The 21020-nt window shown below is 58.8% G+C and carries 19 protein-coding genes and 1 pseudogene; 7 read left to right on the top strand and 13 right to left on the bottom strand.

From position 1 onward, the window contains the following. Positions 1-11: 11 nt before the first annotated feature. Positions 12-1265 (bottom strand): serine hydroxymethyltransferase, encoded by a 1254-nt coding sequence (gene glyA / locus E1573_RS21215; RefSeq protein WP_133216524.1) that lies wholly within the window; start codon positions 1263-1265, stop codon positions 12-14. Between glyA and E1573_RS21210 the strand changes: the two genes are divergently transcribed. The 3 genes from E1573_RS21210 to E1573_RS21200 all read left to right on the top strand — a co-directional run bounded on the left by E1573_RS21210 (position 1255) and on the right by E1573_RS21200 (position 4222). Then, positions 1255-2325, top strand: coding sequence for a hypothetical protein (locus E1573_RS21210; protein ID WP_133216523.1), 1071 nt, complete (start codon positions 1255-1257; stop codon positions 2323-2325). The genes glyA and E1573_RS21210 overlap by 11 nt on opposite strands. 21 nt (positions 2326-2346) lie before the next feature. After that, entirely contained in the window at positions 2347-3069 is a 723-nt protein-coding gene (locus E1573_RS21205; protein WP_133216522.1) for a hypothetical protein, read from the top strand. A 112-nt stretch (positions 3070-3181) separates the two neighbouring features. After that, the gene (locus E1573_RS21200; protein WP_133216521.1) at positions 3182-4222 is read left to right on the top strand and encodes a low specificity L-threonine aldolase; all 1041 of its coding nucleotides are present in this window, start codon (positions 3182-3184) and stop codon (positions 4220-4222) included. Positions 4223-4329: 107 nt separating this feature from the next. Here the strand turns inward: E1573_RS21200 and E1573_RS27310 are convergent, their stop codons facing one another. From E1573_RS27310 to gbcB, 5 genes and pseudogenes are all read right to left on the bottom strand, one after another. Further along, positions 4330-5058, bottom strand: coding sequence for a methyl-accepting chemotaxis protein (locus tag E1573_RS27310; RefSeq protein WP_371925204.1), 729 nt, complete (start codon positions 5056-5058; stop codon positions 4330-4332). A 132-nt stretch (positions 5059-5190) separates the two neighbouring features. Beyond that, a pseudogene (locus tag E1573_RS27305) lies at positions 5191-6222 on the bottom strand (cache domain-containing protein); the annotation flags it as partial. 200 nt (positions 6223-6422) lie between these two features. Beyond that, positions 6423-6725, bottom strand: coding sequence for a cell division protein ZapA (locus E1573_RS21190; RefSeq protein ID WP_133216519.1), 303 nt, complete (start codon positions 6723-6725; stop codon positions 6423-6425). Further along, on the bottom strand, positions 6722-6952 hold the full coding sequence (locus E1573_RS21185; RefSeq protein ID WP_133216518.1) for a hypothetical protein: 231 nt from the start codon (positions 6950-6952) through the stop codon (positions 6722-6724). Before E1573_RS21185 ends, E1573_RS21190 begins: the two co-directional genes overlap by 4 nt. 224 nt (positions 6953-7176) lie before the next feature. After that, positions 7177-8274, bottom strand: coding sequence for a glycine-betaine demethylase subunit GbcB (gene gbcB, locus E1573_RS21180; protein ID WP_133216517.1), 1098 nt, complete (start codon positions 8272-8274; stop codon positions 7177-7179). On the opposite strand from gbcB, the gene E1573_RS26780 reads away from it, so the two are divergent. Together E1573_RS26780 and gbcA are read left to right on the top strand one after the other, a co-directional pair. Continuing rightward, positions 8273-8416, top strand: a complete 144-nt coding sequence (locus E1573_RS26780; protein WP_165957369.1) for a hypothetical protein — start codon at positions 8273-8275, stop codon at positions 8414-8416. The two genes, gbcB and E1573_RS26780, sit on opposite strands and share 2 nt — an antisense overlap. A 144-nt stretch (positions 8417-8560) precedes the next feature. Beyond that, positions 8561-9853, top strand: coding sequence for a glycine-betaine demethylase subunit GbcA (gbcA, locus tag E1573_RS21175; RefSeq protein WP_133216516.1), 1293 nt, complete (start codon positions 8561-8563; stop codon positions 9851-9853). A gap of 652 nt (positions 9854-10505) precedes the next feature. Here the strand turns inward: gbcA and E1573_RS21170 are convergent. The 6 genes from E1573_RS21170 to E1573_RS21145 form a co-directional block, all read right to left on the bottom strand. Further along, positions 10506-11276 carry an electron transfer flavoprotein subunit beta gene (locus E1573_RS21170; protein ID WP_133216515.1) on the bottom strand — a complete coding sequence of 257 codons (771 nt, stop codon included), beginning with the start codon at positions 11274-11276 and terminating at the stop codon, positions 10506-10508. Positions 11277-11289: 13 nt separating this feature from the next. After that, the gene (locus E1573_RS21165; RefSeq protein ID WP_133216514.1) at positions 11290-12513 is read right to left on the bottom strand and encodes an electron transfer flavoprotein subunit alpha/FixB family protein; all 1224 of its coding nucleotides are present in this window, start codon (positions 12511-12513) and stop codon (positions 11290-11292) included. Beyond that, complete coding sequence (gene dgcB, locus E1573_RS21160; RefSeq protein WP_133216513.1) at positions 12513-14462, bottom strand: dimethylglycine demethylation protein DgcB; 1950 nt, start codon at positions 14460-14462, stop codon at positions 12513-12515. The genes E1573_RS21165 and dgcB overlap by 1 nt, the downstream gene beginning before the upstream one ends. A 116-nt stretch (positions 14463-14578) precedes the next feature. Then, on the bottom strand, positions 14579-16639 hold the full coding sequence (gene dgcA / locus E1573_RS21155) for a dimethylglycine demethylation protein DgcA (protein ID WP_133216512.1): 2061 nt from the start codon (positions 16637-16639) through the stop codon (positions 14579-14581). Positions 16640-16654: 15 nt separating this feature from the next. After that, positions 16655-17185, bottom strand: a complete 531-nt coding sequence (locus tag E1573_RS21150) for a DUF5943 domain-containing protein (protein ID WP_133216511.1) — start codon at positions 17183-17185, stop codon at positions 16655-16657. Between the two features lie 77 nt (positions 17186-17262). After that, positions 17263-18240: a dipeptidase gene (locus E1573_RS21145; protein WP_133216510.1), complete on the bottom strand. Its 978-nt coding sequence runs from the start codon at positions 18238-18240 to the stop codon at positions 17263-17265. A 250-nt stretch (positions 18241-18490) separates the two neighbouring features. On the opposite strand from E1573_RS21145, the gene E1573_RS21135 reads away from it, so the two are divergent. Further along, positions 18491-18892, top strand: coding sequence for a lysozyme inhibitor LprI family protein (locus tag E1573_RS21135; RefSeq protein ID WP_133216508.1), 402 nt, complete (start codon positions 18491-18493; stop codon positions 18890-18892). A gap of 51 nt (positions 18893-18943) precedes the next feature. Here the strand turns inward: E1573_RS21135 and E1573_RS21130 are convergent, their stop codons facing one another. Then, on the bottom strand, positions 18944-19891 hold the full coding sequence (locus tag E1573_RS21130) for a GlxA family transcriptional regulator (protein ID WP_133216507.1): 948 nt from the start codon (positions 19889-19891) through the stop codon (positions 18944-18946). 143 nt (positions 19892-20034) lie between these two features. On the opposite strand from E1573_RS21130, the gene choX reads away from it, so the two are divergent. Continuing rightward, complete coding sequence (choX, locus tag E1573_RS21125; RefSeq protein WP_133216506.1) at positions 20035-20979, top strand: choline ABC transporter substrate-binding protein; 945 nt, start codon at positions 20035-20037, stop codon at positions 20977-20979. Positions 20980-21020: the final 41 nt, after the last annotated feature.

Raw genomic sequence — 21020 nt, 5'->3', positions numbered from 1 at the left:
TCCTGAACCACTCAGCGGTAAACCGGGAAATCTGCACAGAGTGCCGACACGTTCTTCGCGACATTGGCCTCGACATCGGCATCACCGAGGTTGTCGAGGATGTCGCAGATCCAGCCGGCCAGTGCCTCGCACTGCGCGACTTTGAAGCCACGACTGGTCACTGCTGGCGTGCCGATACGCAGGCCGGAGGTCACGAACGGCGACTGAGGATCGTTCGGCACAGCGTTCTTGTTGACGGTGATGTGCGCACGTCCCAGTGCCGCGTCGGCATCTTTGCCGGTCAGCCCCTGACGGATCAGGCTGACCAGGAACAGGTGGTTGTCGGTACCGCCGGAGACCACATCGAAGCCACGCGCGACAAACACCTTGGCCATGGCCTGGGCGTTGTCGATCACCTGCTGTTGATAAGTCTTGAAGCCCGGCTCCAGCGCCTCTTTGAAGCACACCGCCTTGGCGGCGATCACGTGCATCAGCGGGCCACCCTGGGCGCCGGGGAATACCGCAGCGTTGAGTTTTTTCTCGATCTCTTCGTTGCTACGCGCCAGGATCAAGCCGCCCCGTGGACCACGCAGGGTCTTGTGGGTGGTCGTGGTGACGACATCGGCGTACGGCAGCGGGTTCGGGTACAAGCCTGCGGCAACCAGGCCAGCCACGTGGGCCATGTCGACAAACAGGTAGGCACCGACTTTGTCGGCGATCTGGCGAAAGCGTGGGAAATCCAGGGTTTTCGAATAAGCCGAGAATCCGGCGACAACCATCTTCGGCTTGTGCTCCAACGCCAGGCGCTCGACTTCGTCGTAGTCGATCAAACCGGTTGTGGTGTCGATGCCGTACTGCACAGCGTTGTACAGCTTGCCCGAGGACGACACCTTGGCACCGTGGGTCAGGTGACCGCCGTGGGCCAGGCTCATGCCCAGAATCGTGTCGCCCGCTTGCAGCAGGGCCAGGTACACGGCGCTGTTGGCCGACGAACCGGAGTGCGGTTGCACGTTGGCGTAGTCGGCACCGAACAGCTGCTTGGCGCGGTCGATAGCGAGTTGCTCAACTTTATCCACATGCTCGCAACCGCCGTAATAGCGCTTGCCTGGGTAGCCTTCGGCATATTTGTTGGTCAGGCCGCTGCCCTGGGCCTGCATCACGCGCTTGCTGGTGTAGTTCTCAGAAGCGATCAACTCGATGTGATCTTCCTGCCGTTGTTCTTCGGCATTGATCGCCGCCAGCAGTGCATCGTCGTAACCCTGGATCTGGTCTTGCTTGCTGAACATCGCGTTTCTCCCGGCAGCGGCATCGGTTCTTGTCGGGCAATTGCCCTTTTGCAGCGATGGTATGACCGACGCAGACCGCCCAGATGCCTGCGCACGCCGTGCAGTGGCGCGTTTACGACATGCGTGCCGACACAAGGGGTTCAAGGGAGAGGGCTGCCAGCTAAGCCAAGGCTCGCGATACCCGCTACGCGAAGGGCTGGGCAACCAGACAATGAACACTTTTTCATTGCATCTAACAACTATTAAAACTGTCAGTTGCATAGCAATTTTACAAATCTTAATTTATTGCATACCACCAAACACAGAGTATGCAGCCATGAGCACAGACAAATTAAATAGCCCTCTTTCTACGCCTGAATCGGTAGCTAACCCTGCCCCTGCGTCAACGCCCCTTAAAGTTGCCGACCCATTAAACCTTCTTAGTGCAGGCGTGGGTGACACCTACGAGCGATATGCCGTTGTATTTCGAGCATTCGTTCTCGGCGCAACAAATGTCGAAGTTTATTTGAGAGACAATCAAGGCAAAGATTATTATTCGACAACAGACCTAGAGACTGTCAAAGGCTACGCCAACCGAAATGATTTATTCTTTACGAACGGCATCTTCAACAGCACTACCAAAAGCGTGCGTCAAACCGAAACCTTTTTAAACCATCACCCAGTACCCCTACAAACACAAGACAAGGGTGAGCATTTTGAAGGTGTATTCAGTCTCGTACGCGACGCAGGCTTCTACGTCAACAGGAACTATCACACCGTTCTAGATCGCTTAATCCTGGAAGACTCCACCACCTACACTTTCATAATCCGAACCACAGACGGCAAAGCGTTCCATCAAATTGGAACAATTGAAGATATTGACAAGTACGCCAAACCTGGCGATTTCAGCATCAATTCGCAGAACAGCCTCTCGATTTGTTACGGGGATCGAATTTCCAACTCGAAAGTCGTGCCGGCGTTTACCTCGGTACAGATCAACCTCAAGAAAAATGTAGTGCCAACACCCCAAGAAGCAATAGATAAGGCCTCAGAGCAGCGCAATTTAGACAGAGACCGCTAGTTCGTCTAAAAGGAATTCGTCATGAACAGTTTCGAAAATCCGGTGCCTACTCGCGCAGCACTATTAAAATCATATGGCACGACACAAGCAGCACAAAACCCTCAAAGCCTGCTGCATGCACACATGGGCAGTTATTACCCTGGCCGCAGTGTCAATCAACGGGTCACCCTACGTTTGATTGAACTGAGCGGCCCCGATGAGGCCACCATTATTATTCGCGTGGAGAACACTCATTACTCAGCTACGGTCAGCCGAGATCTTGCCTACGCTTACGCTGACGCGTTTGACATTATTGTAGAAAATGGTCAGTTCCGTCATATCTCGGAAAAAATTGTTTCTGATACAAACAAGCCCGTAGAGCTGATTACCCTGGAACTCCCACCGGACAGACCAGAACAAGGAGAAAAAAAACCCATTGCACTCTATGCGCCAAAAAATACGGTAATCAGCATCGCCGGAACGTTTGATACCATTAAGCACAGAACGCTGTATCACTTCAAAAATAACACCTCAAAAATTGTTGCGACGACAATCGGCAATAGGGTTTTTGAGCATGAGGTTGATAGCGACACTTTCGGGACATTTGTAGTTCCAGGCGACTTCACCATCTACGAGAATTCGGGCTACATCAGCCTTGTCACCCTGCGCACAATGCCGTTTGACAACCATATTCGCGGAGAAGATTCCCCTATCGTACTGCCTGAAATTTCAAGGCCTGCAAATACCTTAAATATTTTCAGGTAGGCCGACGTGTCCAACGGCAGCTCTGTCGCCCTTCTCGACGGCAGCACTGCCTATGGGCAGCTGTGAGGCGATGATTTAGAGTGCTGTTCTGCGTCGTTCACAGGACAGTGTCATGAAAGATCAAAGCCAGCAATTTGCCAGCGACAACTATTCCGGTATCTGCCCTGAAGCATGGGCAGCCATGGAAAAAGCCAATCAAGGCCATGACCGCTCCTACGGCGATGACCAGTGGACCGCTCGTGCCGCCGAGTATTTTCGCAAGCTGTTCGAAACCGACTGCGAAGTGTTCTTCGCCTTCAACGGCACCGCCGCAAACTCCTTGGCGTTGTCGTCGCTGTGCCAGAGTTATCACAGCGTGATCTGCTCCGAAACGGCCCACGTCGAAACCGACGAATGCGGTGCGCCAGAGTTTTTCTCCAACGGCTCCAAGCTGCTCACCGCGCGCACGGTGGCCGGCAAACTAACCCCCGAATCGATCCGCGAGATCGCCCTCAAGCGCCAGGACATTCACTACCCTAAACCGCGTGTGGTCACCATCACCCAGGCCACTGAAGTCGGCACCGTGTACCGCCCGGACGAACTCAAGGCCATCAGCACTACCTGTAAAGAGCTGGGCCTGAACCTGCACATGGACGGCGCCCGTTTCAGCAACGCCTGCGCCTCGCTCGGCTGCACACCGGCTGAGCTGACCTGGAAGGCCGGCGTCGATGTGTTGTGCTTTGGCGGCACCAAAAACGGCATGGCGGTAGGAGAGGCCATTTTGTTCTTCAACCGCAAACTGGCTGAAGACTTCGACTACCGCTGCAAACAGGCAGGTCAGTTGGCTTCGAAAATGCGCTTTCTGTCTGCCCCGTGGGTCGGCTTACTGGAAGATGGGGCCTGGCTCAAATACGGCGCCCACGCTAACCGCTGCGCGAAGTTGCTCAGTGAACTGGTCAGCGATGTACCAGGGGTCGAACTGATGTTCCCGGTTGAAGCCAACGGGGTGTTCCTGCAAATGTCGGAGCCTGCCCTGGAAATCTTGCGCAACAAGGGCTGGCGCTTCTACACCTTCATTGGTAGCGGTGGTGCACGGTTCATGTGTTCGTGGGATACCGATGAAGCGCGGGTGCGTGAACTGGCGGCAGACATCCGCAGTGCCATGGGCGCCTGACAACAAACTCCGCACTGTCGCGGGGCAAGCCCGCTCCCACAGGGTTCACACAAACCTCTGTGGGAGCGGGCTTGCCCCGCGATCTGGTCACCGATCCATCCGTTCGATTAAAGCCTGAAGCCACCCATCTGCCGCGCCAGGTCATCCGCCAACCCGCGCAAGGCCTGGCATTCCTCACGGCACCCCTGTACTTCCGAGGCCGTCTCACGGGCCAAGTCGGAAATCCCCTGCACTGTGCGATTGATTTCTTCAGTCACCGCCGACTGTTCCTCGGTCGCCGTCGCCACCTGGTGGTTCATGTCGCTGATGTGCTCGACCTGATCGGTAATGGTGCCCAGCGACGCTCCGGTCTGTTGGCTGGATTGCACACCCGTGCCGGTAGCCACTTGCCCGGCCTGCATCGACGCCACGGCACTGCCAGCACCTTGTTTCAGGCGCAGGATCATCTGCTGCACCTCATCGGTAGACACCTGGGTACGCCTGGCCAATGTGCGTACTTCATCCGCCACCACGGCAAACCCACGGCCCATTTCCCCGGCACGCGCCGCTTCAATGGCGGCATTGAGCGCCAGCAGGTTGGTTTGCTCGGAAATGCTGCGGATCACCGCCAACACTTCATCAATCGACGCTACTTCGCTGGCCAGCTCACCAACGGCATCGGCCGCCTGACCAATTTCACCCGACATGCTTTCAATGTGGGCAATCGAACGGCGTACCACTTCCCGAGCTTGAAGCGCTTCGGTGCGCGCGGTTTCTGACGCTTGGGCTGCATTGCCGGCATTCTGGGCAATGTCTTGGACGGTCAGCCCCATTTCGTGCACGGCTGTGGCGACCATTTCGGTCATCTCCTGTTGCCGCCCCGAGCGTTCGGCAGTGTTTTCTACCACCTGGGTGACCTGAGCCACCGAGCTGTGCAGCTGCTCACTGGTGCGCAGCACTTCACCGATCAGATCACGCTGGCTGTCGAGGAAGCGGTTGAAGCCGCGCGCCAGATCACCCAGTTCATCTGCCCGTGTTGCATCCAGGCGTTGCGTCAGGTCGCCGCCGCCATTGCCGATGGCCATCAAGGCACCGGTGACACGGCGAATCGGCCGCACAATGCCTCGCGCCAGCAGCACCACCAACAACAGCGACACCAGCGCTACAGCGGCACCAATCAGGCTGGTCCACCACAGCGCCTCGCGGACCGGGGCGTAGATTTGCGCTTCAGGGACTTCAGCCACCAAGGTCCAGTTCAAGTCGCGCAATGGCAGGCTCAGGGCCAGGTAGCCTTCGCCATCACGCTCGAAGCGGCTGCTCTGCAGGCCTTCATTACGGTTCAACACCGCCTGGGCAGCAGACTCACCAATTTGCTCGGCGAGCTTTCTTTTGCCGCTCAGTTGCTGCTCCGGATGCACCTGTATCAAGCCATCGTTACGCACCAGGAAAACCCGGCCGCGCTCACCAAAGCTGAAGTTGTGGATCAGCGCAGACAGCTCGGTCATGCGTAGGCCAAGCCCGGCAATGCCCACCAGTTTGCCGGCCTTTTCTACCCGGTAGTCGATGAACAAGGCCAGTTCGCCCGTGCTGCCATCAATGTCGATGTTCAACAACCGCGGATTGCCACTGTCGATGAAGCCGTAGAACCATTTGTCCGCCGGGTTACTGCGGCTCAAGGTCCGGTCCAGACCTTTTTCGTTGTAGTAGTGATTAGTTTCAGTCGCTGCGAACAGCGCGGTGAAGGCCTGGTTCTTCTGCCGCACCGCCTCGATGTACTCAATGAATGGCGGCGCTTGAGCAGGATCTTCGCCTGCAGCCAGCCAGTCACGCAGCAAGGTGTTGTTGGCGATATCGGCAGCGGCGGTGAGCGGGCGACTCAGCATCCGTTCAATGTCGTTACGAATTGCCTCAATACTGGCCGGTAAGGCGGTCTCGATCAGGTAACGCTCGGTCAGGCGATTGACCACCACCGAGTAGATCCCGACCACGATAAGAATGCTCACCAACAGGGCTGCGCCCATGCTTGCGATCAATTGCCACTGAATGCTGCGCCGCCAGAACTGCATGTAGCTTCCCCTGAGTAAATAAGCCTGAGCTGCAATAGCCAGGCCAATTGTATACAGGCGAAAATACAATTATTCCATTGATTCACGACAATGCCGCCCACTGCCAAAAAGGCAGTGAGCAAGCAAAAGAATGAAGAACGATTTAGCGGGGCCGATCAGCTGTTGCTGATGGTCCGCGAAATGGCGTCGACCGTGGCGCTGACTTGCTCTTGGTAACGGTCGAGGGCTTGCTGGTGCTGCTGTTGCAGTTCGATCTGCTGCGAGCACAGGTTGAGGGCTGCAAGTACCAGCAGCTTGTCACCAATCAGCGTCGGGTATTTGCGCTTGGTCTCGGCCAGCGACGCATTGAGCATCTGCACGGCCTGCGCCAGGGCCTGTTCCTGGCCTTCGGGAGCCTTGATCGAATAGTCGTTGCCGAGAATCGACACGACATTGATCGGCTGTGCTGAAGTTCTCATGCGTTGACGGTACCGACGCTCGCGCGCTCAACCAGCGCTTGAATGCGTGCTGCGGTAGCGCCTTGCTTTTCCTCTTGTTCCATCAGCGACAGCTGCAGGCTTTCGTTTTCATCTTTGGCCTGGGCCAGTTCTGCGCTGAGTTGCTGATTGCGCTCGGCCAGTTCCTGATTCTTCTGTACCAGGTCGCTGACCAGTTGTTCCAATTGACTGAGGGAAGTTTCCAACATGATTGCCTTCTCGGGTTTTTCAGGGGGCGCACACGATAAAGAAAAGTCCGCGTGCTAGCCAGGGATATCGGGTTAGACGCAACGGCCTGACGCAAATTGACCCATCGATAGCCGTGCGGTTCCCCTGTTTGATACCCGCCTGTCAGGAAAGCAGTGCCTGTTTTCTCGCGGGGCAAGCCCGCTCCCACAGTAGGAGCGGGCTTGCCCCGCGCTATCCGCTCACTTCAATACTCAATGCGTACATCGCCCTTGGGCACGCTGCAGCAGGAGAGGATATAGCCTTCGGCGACGTCATCGTCGGTGATGCCGCCGTTATGCTCCATCTCCACCTCTCCGCCCAGTTTAAGCACTTTGCAGGTGCCGCAAATGCCCATGCCACAGGCCTTGGGAATCATCAGGCCAAGCTTGGCTGCCGCTGCATGCACAGTTTCGCCCGGGGCCACGCGGATGCTCTTGCCTGCCGCAGTAAATTCCACTTGATGCAGGTCGGCGGTATCGGGTTCCGGCGCGTCGGCTGCTTGTTCGGCAAGTTCAACCGCGTCAGCCTTGACCTCTGCCGGGGTCGCCCCGAACGACTCTTCGTGGTAACGGCTCATGTCATAGCCACTGCCTTCGAGCAGACGTTTGACCGCGTGCATGTAGGGCGTCGGGCCGCAGCAGAAGATTTCCCGCTCCATGTAGTCTGGAGCAATCAACTCCATCAGTTTCTGGTTCAGGTAGCCACGGTAGCCGGCCCAAGGCTCGCCCAGGCCGTGCTTCTCACAAATGATGTGCAAGCTGAAGTTGTCGATCCGCGACGCCATGTGCTCAAGCTCGCGGTGATAAATGATGTCTTTCGGTGAGCGCGCGCTGTGCACGAACACCATGTCGACATTGCCGTTGGTGTCGTAGAACCAGCGAGCCATGGACATCACTGGGGTGATACCGACACCGCCACTGAGGTACAGCACTTTCGGGCTGGGAAAGTCGATGGCATTGAACAGCCCCACCGGCCCGTGCACCGCCAGTTCCTGGCCTTCGTGCAGGGTGTCGTGCAACCAGTTGGACACCTTGCCACCGGGCACACGCTTGATGGTCACAGAAAAGCTGTAAGGCACCGAAGGCGAGCTGGAAATAGTGTACGAGCGCATGATCGGCTCGCCGTCGATCTCCAGCTCCAGCGTGACGAACTGACCGGGCTTGAAGAAGAACATGATTGGCTGGTCGGCCATGAAACAAAAGGTGCGCACATCCCAGGTTTCCTGGATCACCTTGACGCAACGGACGATGTGACGGCCGTTGGCCCAGGTCTGGGTGCTGACCGGATTGAGGAAGTTGGACATGCTCGTCTCCACGGCCGACTGCGGCCTGATGTTTGCGATTCTGCGCAAGCTGTGCGGGCGACACATTCCTATCCGCGACATCGGCGTGCTTATCGCGACCAGCCCCCTGCCGCAAGGGCTGGCGCGTCGGAAACGGATCTGATCATGTCGTCCATGGATATGGATCACAGCGGCTTCAACCGCACACTCCATCGCAAATGATCCTGCTGTCTTGCAGCCTTGCGTCGCCATAACAACGATTAGCCACTTTCACCGGCCACCAGCACTGGCCATGAGGACCTACACGATGGACGTCACCGCAACTTTGAGTCTGGGCGATCCACTGGAACCTGCACGCAAGGCGACTGCCGAGATGCTGCAGAGCCGCGAGCGGACCTTCTCGCTGCCGCAGCCGTTCTACTGCGACGAACGCCTGTTCCAGATCGATATGGAAGAGATCTTCCAGAAAGAATGGCTGATCGCCGGGATGACCTGTGAAATCCCGGCCAAGGGCAACTTCCTTACTCTGCAGATCGGCAAGAACCCGATCCTTGTGGTGCGCGGTGCCGAAGGCCAGGTGCATGCCTTTCATAACGTTTGCCGTCACCGTGGTTCGCGCCTGTGCACCAGTGACAAGGGCAAAGTGGCGAAACTGGTCTGCCACTACCACCAGTGGACCTACGAACTCGATGGTCGCCTGTTGTTCGCTGGCACCGAAATGGGTGCCGACTTCGACATGAAGCAGTACGGCCTCAAGCCTGTGAATGTAAAAACTGCGGGCGGCTACATTTTTGTCAGCCTGGCCGAGAACCCGCCGGCCATCGACGACTTCCTCTCCACCCTGGCCCATTACATGGAGCCTTACGACATGGAAAACACCAAGGTGGCGGTGCAAACCACCTTGATGGAAAAGGCCAACTGGAAGCTGGTGCTGGAAAACAACCGCGAGTGCTACCACTGCAATGGTTCGCACCCGGAGTTGTTGAAAACCCTGCTGGAATGGGACGACGTTACCGACCCACGCGCCGATCAGGCCTTTAAAGATCACGTCGCCGCCTCGGCTGCCGCCTGGGATGCAGAAAAGATCCCCTACGCCCATGCCAGCTTCGGCCTGCGCAACCGCATCGTGCGCATGCCTTTGCTCAAAGGCACCGTATCAATGACGCTGGACGGCAAGCAGGGCTGTCAGAAGCTGATGGGCCGGATCAAGAACCCCGACCTCGGCTCGATGCGCATCCTGCACCTGCCGCACTCGTGGAACCACTGCATGGGCGATCACATGATCGTGTTCACCGTGTGGCCGATCAGTGCGCAGGAAACCATGGTCACCACCAAATGGCTGGTGCACAAAGATGCCGTCGAAGGCGTGGACTACGACCCAGCGCGCATGCGCCAGGTGTGGGACGCCACCAACGATCAGGACCGTCGCCTGGCAGAAGAGAACCAGCGCGGCATCAACTCCACCGCTTACCAACCTGGGCCGTATTCCAAGACCTATGAGTTTGGTGTGGTGAACTTTATCGACTGGTACAGCGAGCGCATGCTGAGCAACCTTGGCGCGGCGCCTGCGCCGTACCTCAAAGGCGTAGCTTCGCAATAACTTCTGTAGGAGCGGGCTTGCCCCGCGATTGCGGTGTGTCAGTCATACCGCGATCGCGGGGCAAGCCCGCTCCTACAGAACACAGCTGTTCAAATATTGATCAGCCCGCGCAATCCCCCGGCCCTGCTGGCCGCGTCCATACAGCAAACACTTTATCCACAGGACGGCCCACAGCTAATGTGGGCAAGTCCTTGTTTTTCCCACCAAAAATAATTGATCGTTTTTTGATCAAAACTCTGTAAGCCTTTAAATGCAAGGCTCACAGAGGAAGGCAAACACCTTATCCACAAAGACGCCAACAGACTTTGTGTGCAAAAGTCCTGGCAGTGGAAAAGCGTTGTGGATAACGCCCTGACGCGCGTATATACATGGCGTTGGAGGGGATAAACCGGCGAATTGAGTGTTTTTTGATCAACCTTGCGCAGGCCTTATTCCACGGGGCTTACAGCCAAAGGCGAACATATTATCCACAGAGCCGCCAACAGCGATTGTGGGCAATCTCAGCTTGAGCGATGGGAGAAAAGCTCGAAAATTCCGTCACTTACACTGTCTATTTTTTGACCATAACGCCGAAAGGCACGCCCTGCGTGCCTTCCAGCCATACACAAACACTTTATCCACAGATCGGCCAACAGACTTTGTGAGCAAAAGCTCAGCGCAGCACGCCCTCTTCCACCAGCAGCTTGAGGATGGCTTGGGCACCGGCTTGCGGGCTGACGTCTTTGAGCACTTGTCCACCGCCGCCGCTGGCCTTGGCCGTAGCGGCTTTCATGCGGTCAGCACCGCTTTTGGCCTTGATCACTTTCAAACGCTTGGGCCGTGGCTTTGCCGGTTGCAGCTCGGCGCTTGTGAATAACTCATCGTCCACAACCTGCACCTGACGAGCAGCCAACACACCGCGTCGTGCCGGGCCAAACGCGCTTTGCCGCGGTTTAGGTGCTGCGTTATCCACCGTGGCCAACAGCGGCAAGCGTACCTTGAGCCGACGCCGCTGGCCCCGTGGCAGCGCCTGCAGCACCTGGGCAACGCCGTTGTGGATAGATTCCACTTCGGCCAGGCCTACCACCAGCGGCCAGCCCAGACGCTCTGCGAGCAGGAACGGCAGCATGCCCGAACCTTCACCGGTTTCCGCTTGGCTACCGGTCAAAACCAATTGGGCACCAGCGTCGTGCAAGTAATCACCGAGAACCCCCAAGGCATCGGCCCCAGGTGGCTGTTCGAGCACATCCAGTTGTTCCAGCCCCATCCCCAGGTAAGCGCGCAGGGCGGGCTCCTGGGGGTCGCCAGCATGCAGCACTTGCAAGTTATCCCCAGCCAGCTGCAGGCCCAACTCCACCGCCCGCGCATCCTGCTCGGCCCGTCGGCTGCGGCCTGAGCTGGGATGGGCGCCAATTGAAACCAGACTGATAACCTTGGTATTCATCGTTATCCCCGCCTTATGCCGCGTCACGCTTGGCGTCGTTACGGTAGTTTTCCACAGCCTCGATCAGCGCCTGCAGAATCGCCGCGCTGTCGCCAATCACCGACAGATCGGCGCGTTTGATCATGTCGCAGCCGGGGTCCATGTTGATCGCTACCACCTTGTCGCAAGCGCCAATGCCCTGCAGGTGCTGAATCGCACCGGAAATACCCACAGCCACGTACACCCGCGCCGTTACCCAGGTACCGGTGGCGCCGACCTGACGGTTGCGCGGCATGAAGCCGTCATCCACCGCCACCCGCGAGGCGCCCTCGGTTGCCCCCAGAGCTACAGTCGCCCGGTGGAACAACGGCCAGTCTTTGACGCCGTTGCCGCCAGACACGATGAACTCGGCTTCGGCCATGGCTATGGCCGCCGGGTCGACGGCCACCGGGCCCAGGTCTTCAATACGTGGCAGGCTGCGTGCCACGCTTGTGGATAACTGCTCGGGCAATGCTTCGTGACGGGTTTCACTGACCGGCTCGGCGCACTCGGCCGCCGCCAGAATCAGACGTGGCAAGCCACGTATCAGGTCTTGCTGACCCGCACCGGCGCGGCCGCTGCATTGCCCATCTTTGACCTGCCAGACCCGCGTCGCCGGGCGTTCGTTGATCGCCGCCGCAAAGCGTCGACCCAATTCGCCTCCCCCGGTGCGACTGTCGGGTAACAGCCAGTGGCGCGGGTTGAACTGGTTATCCACAGCGCGTAAGCCCTGCACCAGTTGCTCCGGTGCATAACCGGCGAACTCATCCCCTTCGATGACCAGTAAGCGGTCAACACCGGCTGTGGAAAAGTTGTTTTCCTTGTGCTCGCCAAACACCACCGCCAACACCGCACCGTCGCTGCCGGCCAGGCTGTGCGCCAGGCCGAGCAGGTCGCGATCGTGGCTACCGAGGCGACCGCCGACCATGTCGGGAACCACGGCAACGTAGAACGCCGGCTGTGCGACTTGATGCAGCGGCAGTTCCACCGCCACCACCGCGCTGCGCTTGTTGCTGGTGCCCTGCTGGGCACCGCTGCGGTCGATACGCTTGATGCCGTGAGGGCCGATGAATCCAACCCCATGCGGGTTCTTGCGGATGATGCCGTTAGGGCCCATCCAGCTGTGCTGTTGGTTTTGTTGCATGGCCGCGTGCAGTGGATGCAGGCGGTTACGGGCAATCCACTCGGCGCGTGGATCACGGCGAATGATGTCGCTCATCAGTGCACCTCCGCAGGTTCACGCTTGCTCGGCACGCTCTTGCTGGCCGGGGCCTGCTCTTCCAGCAGGGCATCGGCTACCAGCTCGGCCAGGTCTTTGATCATCGGCCGCGGTTCGACCACCCCTTCGAGCATCGCCGTACACTGTGGACAACCCACCGCCACCAATTCAGCAGCGGTTTCTCGAATGTCATCCATGCGCATGTCGGGAATCCGCTGCTTGCCTGGAATATCGGTGATCGGCGCTCCGCCGCCGCCTCCGCAGCAGCGAGAACGGAAGCCCGAACGCTGCATCTCTTTAACCTCGATACCCAAGGCCCGCAGCACTTCACGGGGCGCTTCGTACTCACCGTTGTAGCGGCCCAGGTAGCACGGGTCGTGATAGGTGACACTGCCACCTTTGTGCTGTCCCAGGTTTAGTGCGCCTGCCGCGATCAGCTCGGCGATGTAGGTGCTGTGATGCTGCACCAGGAACTCGCCACCAAAAGCACCATACTCGTTCTTGAGTACATGGAAGCTGTGCGGGTCGCAGGTGACGATGCGCTTGAAACTGTACTTGGCCATGCTCTGGATATTGCGTTTGGCCAGTTGCTGGAAGGTCGCTTCATCACCCAGGCGCCGGGCTACATCACCACTGTCACGCTCTTCCAGGCCGAGCACGGCAAAGTCCACTTGAGCCGCCTTGAGCACTTTGACAAAAGCGCGCAGGGTGCGTTGGTTGCGCATGTCGAAGGCACCGTCGCCGACCCAGAACAGCACGTCGGTAGTTTTAATCTCGCTGAGCAGGTTCAGGTTCAGGTCTGCTGCCCAGTTCATCCGCCCACCGGGGGCAAAGCCGCCAGGGTTGTCGGTGGCGATGAGGTTATCCAGCACTTCGGCGCCTTTGTTCGGCGTAGCGCCTTTTTCCAGGGTCAGGTGGCGGCGCATGTCGACGATGGCATCGACGTGCTCGATCATCATCGGGCACTCTTCCACACAGGCGCGGCAGGTGGTGCACGACCACAGCGTTTCAGCATCGACCAGGCCGTTGACGATCGGCTGGTGCGGGTTGCCGGCATGTTCACCAATCGGCTTGCCTGGGTAGGGGCTGCCGGCAAATTTGGCATCGGTGCCACCGGCCAGGCCGACGACCATGTCTTGAATGAGCTTTTTCGGGTTCAGCGGTTGCCCGGCAGCAAACGCAGGGCACGCGGCTTCGCATTTACCGCACTGCACGCAGGCATCGAAGCCAAGCAATTGGTTCCAGGTGAAGTCCTTGGGCTTCTCGACGCCCAGCAGCGCCTGGGGGTCTTCCAGATCCAGCGGCTTGAGGCCAGTAGAACGCCCCCCGCCAAAACGTTCGGCGCGACGGTGCCAGGCCAGGTGCAGCGCCCCGGCAAAGGCGTGCTTCATCGGCCCGCCCCAGGTCATGCCGAAGAACAGTTCAGACACGCCCCACAGCACACCCAGGCCCAGCAGGGCCACCAACAACCAGCCACCAAAGCCTTCCGGCAGGATGCCCGCAACCGGCAACGTGGCAATGAAGAAGCTCGCGGCAAATACCAGCAAGCTTTTCGGTAAGCGCATCCACGGTCCTTTGGACAAGCGCGAAGGTGGATTGAGTCGGCGCTTGTAGACGAACACAGCCCCCGCAAACATCAGCACCGTGGCGAACAGCAAGGCATACACCAGGATCGTGTTATGCACACCAAAGCCGTGAACCAGAATCGCTAATGCCGCCGCCAGCACAAACCCACCCGCTGTGGCGACGTGAGTATTGGCCATGTATTTGTCACGGGCGACCACATGGTGCAAATCGACCATGTAACGTCGCGGCATCGCCAACAGACCGCCCAACAGATCGACCTTCGAAGGCCGACCTTGGCGCCACATCCGCACGCGTCGCAGCGCACCGAGGACCGCGAGGCCCAGGGCGACGAACAGGAGGATGGGGATTAGGGTGTTCAACATGGGAAGCTCCCACACAATTTGGAAATACACCTACCTGTAGGAGCGGGCTTGCCCCGCGATAACGGTGTGTCAGTTACATCGCTATCGCGGGGCAAGCCCGCTCCCACCGAGACCGATCAGAAGTCCTTGCACAGGCGCAAGGCGTCGTAGATCGCCGCATGGGTGTTGCGCTGAGCCACGCAGTCACCGATGCGATACAGCAAGTAGCCCTCGCCCGATTGACTGAGGATCGGCTGCGGCTGGATCGCGAACAGTGCCTCGACATCGATTTGGCCTTTGTTGCGCGAACCTTCCTTGAGCCCGTAATAGAGCGCTTCGTCCGGGCGTACGCCGTTTTCGATGACCACCTGATCCACCACTCGCTCCTCTTTGGCGCCGGTGTATTCGTTCTCCAGCACCGCCACCACCTTGTCGCCCTCGCGGTAGACTTTCTCTAGCGCCAGGTCACCGGTCATGATCACTTCCTTGGGGTACATGCTGCGGTAGTAGGTCGGGAACGACGTGCCACCAATCGCCACGCCCGGCTTGATGTCGTCGGTGACGATCTCGACCTGGCTGCCTTTGTCGGCAATGAAGTCGGCCACCGACATACCGGTGAACTCGCAAATGGTGTCGTACACCAATACGTTCTTGCCCGGCGCGACCTTGCCGTCGAGCACGTCCCAACTGCTGACTACCAATCCTTCAGCGGCCCCCCAATGCTCGTTCTGCTCCAGGAACGGATGGCCACCCACGGCCAGCACGATCACGTCAGGGCGCAGGTCTTTGATGGTATCGATGTCGGCAGCGGTGCCCAGGCGCAGGTCTACCTTCAAGCGCGCCAGCTCAAGCTGGTACCAGCGAGTGATACCGGCGATCTGGTCGCGTTGCGGTGCCTTGGCGGCGATGCTGATCTGCCCGCCAATGGCGTCTTTCTTCTCGAACAGGGTTACGTCGTGGCCGCGTTCCGCCGACACCCGCGCCGCTTCCATCCCGGCCGGGCCGGCCCCCACGACCACTACTTTGCGTTTGGGCCCGGTGGATTTTTCAATGATGTGCGGTACGCCCATGTATTCACGGGACGTTGCTGCGTTCTGGATGCACAGCACGTCCAGCCCTTGGTACTGGCGGTCAATGCAGTAGTTGGCGCCGACGCATTGTTTGATCTGATCCACCTGGCCCATCTTGATCTTGGCGATCAGGTGCGGGTCGGCTATGTGGGCACGAGTCATGCCGACCATGTCGACATAGCCGCCTTCCAGAATGCGCGTGGCTTGGTTCGGATCCTTGATGTTCTGCGCATGCAGCACCGGCACCTTGACCACTTCCTTGATGCCCGCAGCCAAGTGCAAGAACGGCTCCGGTGGATAACTCATGTTGGGGATAACGTTGGCCAAGGTGTTGTGGGTATCGCAGCCGGAACCGATCACCCCGAAGAAGTCGAGCATGCCGGTGGCGTCGTAATACTTGGCGATTTCCTTCATGTCTTCGTGGCTGAGGCCATCGGGGTGGAACTCATCACCGCAAATACGCATGCCCACGCAGAAATCCGGGCCGACTTCGGCACGTACTGCTTTGAGCACTTCCAGGCCGAATTTCATCCGCCCTTCGAAGGTACCACCCCATTCGTCAGTACGTTTATTGACCCGCGGGCTCCAGAACTGGTCGATCATGTGCTGGTGCACCGCCGACAGCTCGACGCCGTCCAGGCCGCCTTCTTTGGCGCGGCGGGCCGCTTGCGCGTAGTTACCGATCACCCGCCAGATTTCCTCCGGCTCGATTGTCTTGCAGGTAGCGCGGTGTACCGGTTCACGAATACCCGAGGGCGACATCAGGGTTGGCCAGTTGAAGCCGTCCCAACGCGAACGGCGGCCCATGTGGGTAATCTGGATCATGATCTTGGCGCCGTGCTTGTGCATGGCGTCGGCAAGGTTCTGAAAGTACGGAATGATGCGGTCGGTGGACAGGTTCACCGAGGCCCACCACTCTTGCGGGCTGTCGATGGCTACCACCGAAGAGCCGCCACAAATGGCCAGGCCCAGACCGCCCTTGGCCTTCTCTTCGTAGTATTTCACATAACGGTCGGTAGTCATGCCGCCATCGGTGGCGTAAACCTCGGCGTGCGCGGTGCTCAGCACACGGTTGCGGATGGTCAGCTTGCCGATCTGAATCGGCTGGAACATTGCTTCGAAAGCCATGGCACGATCCTCGACTTACAGCGGCTTGACGATGAACAGGCCGTCGTCGTGGCCTTCTTCCGAGCCGCCGTAGACCTGCTCGGCGACCGTACGAATGGAGCTACCGCGCGCGGCGAGGATCTGATCCATAGCCCCGGCGAACCAGCCGGTGAACATGTAATCGACCTTGCGCCCGACCTTGCCGTACACGTAGACGAATGCTGAATGCTCAAGCTTGACGCTGGCAGTGCCCTTCTCCAGGTCGATGTCCTGGATCTTGAACAGGCCCCAACCACGTTGAGACAAGCGCTTCATGTAGTGCTCAAATACCGCCACGCCTTCCAGGCCGTGGCATTCAGCCTCTTTCTCGCACCAATGCCAGGCCGATTTGTAGCCCGCCTTGTAGAGGATTTCGGCATAGGCTTGAGCGCCCAGCACTTCCTCGATGCCCATGTGGTTGTTAACGAAGAAATGCCGTGGCACGTAGAGCATCGGCAGGGCATCGCTGGTCCAGACACCGGTCTCGCTGTCGACTTCGATTGGCAATTGCGGGGCGATCTTGGCCATGGAAACTCAACTCCATAAAAATTTGATTAATGGCCCCGGCGTTGCTGGCCGAGGCTGAACAGAGGTGGAGTGCGGCGTTATTCGCCCCAGACACTCTTGAGCACGTTGACCCAGTTCTCGCCCATGATCTTGCGTACCACGCGTTCGCTATGGCCGCGCTTGAGCAGGGTTTCGGTGAGGTTGGGGAATTCACCCACGGTGCGGATGCCCAGCGGGTTGATGATCTTGCCGAAGTTGGTCAGGCGCCGGGCGTAGCCCTTGTCGTGGGTCAGGTACTCGAAGAAGTCCTGGCCGTGGCCCTGGGTGAAGTCGGTGCCAATACCGATGGCGTCTTCACCCACCAGGTTCATGGTGTATTCGATCGCTTCGGCGTAATCGTCGATGGTCGAATCGATGCCTTTGGCCAGGAACGGCGCAAACATGGTGACGCCGACAAAGCCACCGTGGTCGGCAATGAACTTCAGTTCTTCATCCGACTTGTTGCGCGGGTGCTCTTTGAGCCCGGAAGGCAGGCAGTGGGAGTAGCACACCGGTTTTTTCGATTCGAGGATGACCTCTTCGGAAGTCTTGGAGCCGACATGCGAGAGGTCGCACATGACCCCCACGCGGTTCATCTCGGCAACAATCTCGCGACCAAACCCTGACAGGCCGCCATCACGCTCGTAGCAACCAGTGCCCACCAGGTTCTGGGTGTTGTAGCACATCTGCACAATACCGACGCCGAGCTGCTTGAACACCTCGACATAGCCGATCTGGTCTTCAAAAGCGTGAGCATTCTGAAAGCCAAAGAGGATGCCGGTTTTGCCCAACTCCTTGGCCTTGCGGATATCGGCAGTGGTACGTACCGGGATGACCAGATCAGCGTTTTCACGAATCAGCTTCTGGCTGGCGGCAATGTTGTTGACCGTGGCCTGAAACCCCTCCCAGACCGACACCGTGCAGTTGGCTGCCGTCAGGCCACCTTTGCGCATGTCTTCGAACAGCTCGCGGTTCCATTTGGCAATGATCAGCCCGTCGATAACGATGCTGTCGGCGTGTAATTCGGCTGGGCTCATCAGGCTGTCCCCTTTTTTGATGTTCCTGCGCCGAATCGTCTGCCGGCGCTTTGGAGCCAGCATATGCCTAGGGGCCAGGTCGCCCAGATGCAAAAACGACAGGGGAATTGCCGAAAGCGTCAAACCGCGACAAAGGGCCGGCGCAAGTTTCATTCGGTGGTGGCAGTGCTTGCGGCTACCCTGTTCTTTGCCCCGGCGCTGAGCGAGAATCGGCGCCGCTGTTTCCACGGTTTTCAGGAGAATGTCGCAGATGAGATCAATGGTTGGCTTGGCTCTGGTGTTGCTGGCGTTCGGTGCCATTGCGGAAGAAGACGAAAGTACGCCCTGCGACAACGTCGAAACCGACCAACAGAACTACGAATGCTCCAACTACAGCCGCCAGACCGCCGAGCGCGAACTCAGTACCGCCTTCAACGACCAGCTTGAACGCATCAAAGAGCAGTACAACGGCCAGACCGCGCAAATTGAAGATTTGAGCAAACGCCTGCGCGACGCCGAAGTCATCTGGAAGCAGTTGCGTGATGCCGACTGCAAGGTCGAAACCTTCGCTGAAAAGCCCGGCAGCAAGGCCTTCGAAACCGCGCAGAACACCTGTTTGGCGCAGCGCAGCGATGATCGTTCGGAATACCTGCAGTCGCTGGGGCTGCAATAACGCGGCTTCATCACCTCTTGCTCTGACACCATTGCGTGCACCCGAGCATACTTACGACAAACGCGTCAGCTGCCGCTCCTCTCTCGGGCACTTGCCAAAGTAGCGCTTGTAGCGCCGGGTGAAGTAAGACGGCAACTCGAAGCCGCAGGCCAGGCTCACCTGTGTGACGCTCATGTCCGTCTGAGCCAGTAGTTGCCGGGCTTTCTCCAGGCGCAGCACCAGGTAGAAATTGCTCGGCGTATCGTCAAGGTGCAGGCGGAACAGGCGCTCCAGTTGCCGCCGGGTGACCATCACCTTCGACGCCAGCTCCAGGGTACTCAGCGGCACCTCTGTGCACTGTTCCATTTCGCCGATGACCTGCACCAGTTTGCGGTTGCTGATGCCATAGCGTGAAGCAATCTGCATGGGCTGGTGATCCCGGCGCTGGCGAATGCGGCCCAGCACGAACTGCTCCGAGACCTTTACCGCCAGCTCGCTGCCGTGCGCCTGGGCGATCAGGTCCAGCATCAGGTCGATCGAGGCCGTACCGCCAGCGCAGGTGATGCGCCGCCGGTCGATTTCGAACAACTCCTGAATCACCTCAAGGCGTGGATAGCGCTCTTTGAAGGCTTCCAGCGCCTCCCAGTGCAGCGTGGCCCGATGACCATCGAGCAACCCCGCCTCGGCCAGCACCATCGCCCCGGTATCGATCCCGCCGAGTATCACCCCGTCATGATCGAGGCGACGTAACGCCTGTTGCAACCGCGGGCCAAAACACGCCAGCGGCTCAAAGCCAGCGACCACCAGCAACAGGCTGGCTCCCTGGCTGTCTGCCAGCGCGCCATCGGCATTGACCGACATGCCATTGCTGGCTTGCACCGGGCCACCATCCAGGCTCAGCACACTCCAGCGATACAGCGCACCACTGAAGCGGTTGGCCACACGCAGCGGCTCCACTGCCGAAATGAAGCCCATGGCAGAGAACCCCGGCAGGAGTAAAAACTGGATGGATTGAGGCATCGGCTGCACCCTCTTTGGCTGGTCGCCTGCGTGCTAGTTATGGTCGCCTCCGTGCGCATTTCGAGCGTGATTCCAGCGTAGCGTGTATTCACGGTCCGAAGAGACCGACCAATAACAATACGCCCTGCCGTTGGAGAGCCATCATGCACAGCTTGATCCGCCGCAGTCTGCTCCCCCTAGCCCTGAGTGTCCCCCTCGCATCCCCGTTATTCGCCGCAGAACCTGCTGTTTGCCAAAACGTACGCCTTGGCGTGGTCAACTGGACCGACGTGATCGCCACCAGTGCCATGACTCAAGTGCTGCTCGACGGCCTGGGCTACAAGACCAAGCAAACCAGTGCCTCGCAGCAAATCATCTTTACCGGTATCCGTGATCAGCGCCTGGACATGTTCCTCGGCTACTGGAACCCGATCATGACCCAGACCATCACCCCGTTCGTCGAGGCCAAACAGGTCAAAGTCCTTGATCAACCAAGCCTGAGCGACGCCCGCGCGACCCTCGCTGTACCCAAGTACCTGGCCGACCAGGGCCTGAAAACCTTCGCCGACATTGCCAAGTTCGAAAAAGAGCTGGGCGGCAAGATTTACGGTATCGAGCCGGGCTCCGGCGCCAATACCCAGATCAAGGCGATGATCAGCAAGAACCAGTTCGGCCTGGGCAAATTCCAGCTGGTTGAGTCCAGCGAGGCCGGAATGCTTGCCGCCGTGGACCGCGCCGTACGGCGTAAACAGGCGGTGGTGTTCTTCGGTTGGGCGCCGCACCCGATGAACGTCAACATCGACATGACCTACCTCAGTGGCAGTGAAGACGCGCTTGGCCCGGACGAAGGCCGTGCCACGGTGTGGACCGTCACCGCCCCCGACTATGCCGAACGCTGCCCCAACGCCAGCCGCCTGCTGAGCAACCTGAAGTTCAGCGCCGAAGACGAGAGCCGCATGATGCAGCCGCTGCTCGAACACAAAGATGCCCTGCAATCGGCGCGGCAGTGGTTGATGGACCATCCCGAAGACAAGGTGCGCTGGTTAGAAGGCGTGACCACCTTTGACGGCAGGCCTGCTGCCGACAATCTCAAGCTGACTGCCAACTGACAGACCGTATCGCGGGGCAAGCCCGCTCCTACCGGTAGGAG

The sequence above is a fragment of the Pseudomonas sp. H9 genome, assembly GCF_004353925.1.
GTDB lineage: Bacteria > Pseudomonadota > Gammaproteobacteria > Pseudomonadales > Pseudomonadaceae > Aquipseudomonas.
This window is presented reverse-complemented; position numbering and strand designations above follow the sequence as displayed.

Coding starts and splice junctions, on each gene's coding strand:
- E1573_RS21200 (WP_133216521.1), top strand. CDS start 3,182: ATGAAAGATCAAAGCCAGCAATTTGCCAGCGACAACTATTCCGGTATC.
- E1573_RS21190 (WP_133216519.1), bottom strand. CDS start 6,725: ATGAGAACTTCAGCACAGCCGATCAATGTCGTGTCGATTCTCGGCAAC.
- E1573_RS27310 (WP_371925204.1), bottom strand. CDS start 5,058: ATGGTCGCCACAGCCGTGCACGAAATGGGGCTGACCGTCCAAGACATT.
- E1573_RS21205 (WP_133216522.1), top strand. CDS start 2,347: ATGAACAGTTTCGAAAATCCGGTGCCTACTCGCGCAGCACTATTAAAA.
- E1573_RS21130 (WP_133216507.1), bottom strand. CDS start 19,891: ATGCCTCAATCCATCCAGTTTTTACTCCTGCCGGGGTTCTCTGCCATG.
- E1573_RS21135 (WP_133216508.1), top strand. CDS start 18,491: ATGAGATCAATGGTTGGCTTGGCTCTGGTGTTGCTGGCGTTCGGTGCC.
- E1573_RS26780 (WP_165957369.1), top strand. CDS start 8,273: ATGCTCGTCTCCACGGCCGACTGCGGCCTGATGTTTGCGATTCTGCGC.
- E1573_RS21170 (WP_133216515.1), bottom strand. CDS start 11,276: ATGAATACCAAGGTTATCAGTCTGGTTTCAATTGGCGCCCATCCCAGC.
- dgcA (WP_133216512.1), bottom strand. CDS start 16,639: ATGGCTTTCGAAGCAATGTTCCAGCCGATTCAGATCGGCAAGCTGACC.
- gbcB (WP_133216517.1), bottom strand. CDS start 8,274: ATGTCCAACTTCCTCAATCCGGTCAGCACCCAGACCTGGGCCAACGGC.
- E1573_RS21185 (WP_133216518.1), bottom strand. CDS start 6,952: ATGTTGGAAACTTCCCTCAGTCAATTGGAACAACTGGTCAGCGACCTG.
- gbcA (WP_133216516.1), top strand. CDS start 8,561: ATGGACGTCACCGCAACTTTGAGTCTGGGCGATCCACTGGAACCTGCA.
- E1573_RS21150 (WP_133216511.1), bottom strand. CDS start 17,185: ATGGCCAAGATCGCCCCGCAATTGCCAATCGAAGTCGACAGCGAGACC.
- dgcB (WP_133216513.1), bottom strand. CDS start 14,462: ATGTTGAACACCCTAATCCCCATCCTCCTGTTCGTCGCCCTGGGCCTC.
- E1573_RS21165 (WP_133216514.1), bottom strand. CDS start 12,513: ATGAGCGACATCATTCGCCGTGATCCACGCGCCGAGTGGATTGCCCGT.
- E1573_RS21145 (WP_133216510.1), bottom strand. CDS start 18,240: ATGAGCCCAGCCGAATTACACGCCGACAGCATCGTTATCGACGGGCTG.
- choX (WP_133216506.1), top strand. CDS start 20,035: ATGCACAGCTTGATCCGCCGCAGTCTGCTCCCCCTAGCCCTGAGTGTC.
- glyA (WP_133216524.1), bottom strand. CDS start 1,265: ATGTTCAGCAAGCAAGACCAGATCCAGGGTTACGACGATGCACTGCTG.